Source organism: Inquilinus sp. (assembly GCF_057815775.1).
In genome coordinates, this window is the sequence record NZ_JBYRFX010000619.1 from 1 (window position 1) to 3617 (window position 3617).

Below are 3617 nucleotides of genomic sequence, written 5' to 3' on the forward strand. Positions count from 1 at the left end.
CCCGGGTGCCGGATCACGGCAAGCTGGCGCCCTGGCGCATCCAGGTGCTGCGCAAGGACGGGCAGCGCCGCATCGGCGACGCGCTGGCCGAGATCTTCGCCCGCGAGAATGCCGACGCCACCGAGGCGCTGATCGAGGCGATGCGCCAGAAGCCGGCCCTGGCGCCGCTGCTGCTGGTGGTCACCCACAAGTCGGCGCCCGGCGCCAAGATCCCCGAGCTGGAGCAGATTCTGTCCGGCGGCGCGCTGTGCCAGAACATCCTGATGGCGGCCCATGCCCAGGGCTTCTGCGGCAGCTGGATCACCGGCTGGCCGGCCTATCACCCCCAGGTGGTCGAGCTGCTGGGCCACAACCCGGCGACCGACAAGATCCTGGGCTTCCTCTATCTCGGCACCCCGTCCGAGCCGATGGAAGACCGGCCGCGCCCGGCTCTGTCCGACGTCGTCACCGAATGGTCCGGCCCGCTGGTCCAGGTGGCGTAAGCGCTAACGGCCGATTTTTTCTGTCATTGCCGGGCTTGACCCGGCAATCCAGAAGCTGTCGACAGACTCTGGATGCCCGGATCAAGTCCGGGCATGACAGCTTAATAAGGTGGTCAGGCCAGAGGAGAGGCCACCATCACGCCGCAGCGGCGATGGCGTCCTCGGCCATCAGCGCCAGGAATTCGCGCGCCGCGGGGTTGGCCGGGCCGGTCCCGAGCCCGGCGGCGCCACGCTCGGCATGGGCGATGCCCAGCTCCCAGCAGATATCCGGCGGCGCCAGCGTCGCCACCGCCAGCTTCGGCCGCAGCGGGTCGGCCGGGTGGGCGGCGATGATCGCCTCCGGCACCAGGGCGATGCCGAGACCCAGGGCGACGAGGTCGAGCGCCGTGGCCAGGTCGTTGACCTCGAAGCCGGTGTGCCGTTCCATCCGCACCCGGGCGAAGGCCTGGTCGACCAGCTGGCGCGTGCCCCAGTCGGTCTGGAAATCGACGAAGGTCTCGCGGCCCAGCCGCTCCAGCGGCACGGCGCGGCGGCCGGCCAGCGGGGATCGTGGCTGCAGGCCGCCACCAGCTCCTCGCAGGCCAGCATGGTGGTGCGGATGTCGGGCGGCGGCGCTGGCTGCATCGGCACGAAGGCCAGGTCCAGCCGCCCGTCGCGCAGCTTTTCGGTCAGCACAGCGGACCCGCCCTGGCACAGCCGGATCTCGACCCCGGGATGCGCGGCGTGGAACCGGGCCAGCAGGGCCGGCAGGTCGACGAAGGGCGACAGGCTGTGGGCGGTGCCGATCGCCAGCCGGCCGCGGGCCAGGCCCTGCACCGCGGCCACCGCGTCGCGGGCGCCGCGCGCCGCCGCCAGCACTCGCCGCGCCTCCTCGAACAGCACGCGGCCGGCGGCGGTCAGGTCGACCTTCCGGGTGCTGCGGATGAACAGTGGCGCGCCCAACTCCTCCTCCAGCGCCCGGATCGAGGCGGACAGGCCGGACTGGACGATGTTCACCCGCCGGGCAGCGCGGGTGAAATGCTGCTCCTCCGCTACCGCCAGGAAATGCTCCAGCTGCCGCAGATCCATGATCCGGCTCCGATTCCAGGGCGCTTGTGTCCGATTGATCCCCGATCATGCTGAATGTGATCTGAACATTCAATTGGAACGCTCAATCGGATGCCGCCATTCTAGGTCCTACATTACGGAGGACCAGCGATGACCGAGATCACCCCCGCGGGCGGCACCATGCTGCCGACCCGGCGCTTCGGCACCACCGACATGGCGACCACCCGGGTCGGCTTCGGCGCCTGGGCCATCGGCGGCGCCGGCTGGGCCTCGGCCTGGGGCAGCCAGGACGACGACGAATCGGTGGCGGCAATCCGCCATGCGGCGGAGGTCGGCATCAACTGGATCGACACCGCGGCGGTCTACGGCCTCGGCCATTCCGAAGAGATCGTCGGCCGTGCCCTGCGCGAGATTCCGGCGGACAAGCGACCCTATGTCTTCACCAAGGGCGGCCTGATCTGGGACGAATCGGACCGCAATGCGATGTCGAAGCGCACCGGCGCCCCGGCCAGCCTGCGGCGCGAGGTCGAGGCCTCGCTGCGCCGGCTCGGGGTCGAGCGGATCGACCTGTACCAGCTGCACTGGCCGGTCGATGACGGCACCCCGGTCGAGATCTACTGGCAGACCTTCCAGGACCTCAAGCGCGAGGGCAAGGTCCGGGCCGTCGGCCTGTCGAACCACAATGTCGAACTGCTGACCCGGGCCGGTGCGGTCGGCCATGTCGATTCGCTGCAGCCGCCGTTCTCTGCGATCCGGCGCGACGCGGCGGGGGCGGAACTGCCCTGGTGCGCGGCGCATGACACCGCGGTCATCGTCTACAGCCCGATGCAGTCGGGGCTGCTGACCGGGTCGTTCACGGCGGAACGCGCGGCAGGACTGCCGAAGGACGACTGGCGCTCACGCTCGCCGCACTTCACCGGCGACGGCCTGGCCCGCAACCTGGCGCTGGCCGAAGCGCTGAAGCCGGTGGCGGCGCGGCACGGCACCTCGGTCGCGGCGGTGGCGGTGGCCTGGACCCTGGCTTGGCCGGCGGTGACCGGCGCCATCGTCGGCGCCCGCAGCCCGGCCCAGGTCGATGGCTGGCTCGACGCAGCCTCATTGGAGCTGACGCCGGAGGATCTCACCGAGATCGGGACCGCGATCGAAACCACCGGCGCCGGCACCGGACCGGTGCGCTGACCGTCTCGAGGAGGCTTGGAGATTATTCGGTGATAGGCCGGAGGCGTCGCCGCAGCCATGCAGCGAGTTCGTCCTCCGGCATTTCCCCGGCAGCCAGAGACAGCCACGCGGACAAGCATTCGGCGTCATCGGCGGCGATCTCCTGGCCGGCGAGGGCGAGGAAAGTTTCCGTGACGACGAAGGCCACGCGTTTGTTGCCGTCGACGAAGGGATGGTTGCGGATCAGCCCGAAGCCGTAGGCGGCCGCCAGCGCCGCGAGATCGGGTGTGCCGTAGGCGAGCAGGTTTTTCGGCCGGTCCAGCGCGGAGTCGAGCAGGCCGGCGTCGCGCAGTCCGGCCGCACCGCCGTGCTCGGCCAACTGCTCGTCATGCAGGGCCAGCACAACGGCCCGGCCGATCCAGCGTGGGGCATCCACCCTATTTGGCCAGTTCCCGCAGCAGGTTGCGTCGCTTCTTCATGACCTTGCGAGCCGCATCCATCTGCGCCTCGAATTCCGGGTCGTACGGAGTCAGCCGATACCCGTCGGGCGCTTCTGTCAGGTACAGAGTATCGCCCTCCTGGACATGCAGCCGGCTCAGCACGTCCTTGGGCAGGACGGCCCCGATCGAATTGCCGATGGCTCGCAGCTTGAGCGCGACCATGCAGAGCCTCCATCCGAAGTTGTCACGCCAGTTATAACAGATCTGATCCCCCGTCGGGATCAAGAAGTGGTCAGCCCCCAACCACCACCGCATCGCCTTCGGCCACCCGGCCGCTCTCGATCACCTCGGCGAACACGCCGCAATCGGCGTGGCCGAAGCCGGTGATCAGCGCCTTGGGAATGTTCAGGTCGCGCTCGCCGGTCGCCGGGTTGACGTTGGTCGCGGCGCAGCGGGTGATCCGCATCACCACCTTCAGCCGCACCGGGCC

The 3617-nt window shown here is 69.8% G+C and carries 5 protein-coding genes and 1 pseudogene; 2 read left to right on the plus strand and 4 right to left on the minus strand.

All coding sequences use genetic code 11. From position 1 onward, the window contains the following. The coding region (locus tag AC3XYG_RS21620) for a nitroreductase family protein (RefSeq protein WP_489141935.1) at positions 1-482 on the plus strand (482 nt) is incomplete at its 5' end. A gap of 136 nt (positions 483-618) precedes the next feature. Here the strand turns inward: AC3XYG_RS21620 and AC3XYG_RS21625 are convergent. After that, positions 619-1550: pseudogene (locus AC3XYG_RS21625) on the minus strand (LysR family transcriptional regulator). Between the two features lie 129 nt (positions 1551-1679). On the opposite strand from AC3XYG_RS21625, the gene AC3XYG_RS21630 reads away from it, so the two are divergent. After that, positions 1680-2708, plus strand: coding sequence for an aldo/keto reductase (locus AC3XYG_RS21630; protein ID WP_489141936.1), 1029 nt, complete (start codon positions 1680-1682; stop codon positions 2706-2708). Positions 2709-2730: 22 nt separating this feature from the next. Here AC3XYG_RS21630 and AC3XYG_RS21635 read toward each other — a convergent pair whose 3' ends face one another. The 3 genes from AC3XYG_RS21635 to AC3XYG_RS21645 all read right to left on the minus strand — a co-directional run. After that, positions 2731-3123 carry a type II toxin-antitoxin system death-on-curing family toxin gene (locus AC3XYG_RS21635; protein WP_489141937.1) on the minus strand — a complete coding sequence of 131 codons (393 nt, stop codon included), beginning with the start codon at positions 3121-3123 and terminating at the stop codon, positions 2731-2733. A gap of 1 nt (position 3124) precedes the next feature. Then, positions 3125-3349 (minus strand): AbrB/MazE/SpoVT family DNA-binding domain-containing protein, encoded by a 225-nt coding sequence (locus tag AC3XYG_RS21640; protein ID WP_489141938.1) that lies wholly within the window; start codon positions 3347-3349, stop codon positions 3125-3127. Between the two features lie 70 nt (positions 3350-3419). Continuing rightward, the coding region (locus AC3XYG_RS21645; RefSeq protein ID WP_489141939.1) for an MOSC domain-containing protein at positions 3420-3617 on the minus strand (198 nt) is incomplete at its 5' end.

Bases quoted from the DNA above. Each gene is read 5' to 3' on its own strand.
- AC3XYG_RS21630 (WP_489141936.1), top strand. From the start codon at position 1,680: ATGACCGAGATCACCCCCGCGGGCGGCACCATGCTGCCGACCCGGCGC.
- AC3XYG_RS21640 (WP_489141938.1), bottom strand. From the start codon at position 3,349: ATGGTCGCGCTCAAGCTGCGAGCCATCGGCAATTCGATCGGGGCCGTC.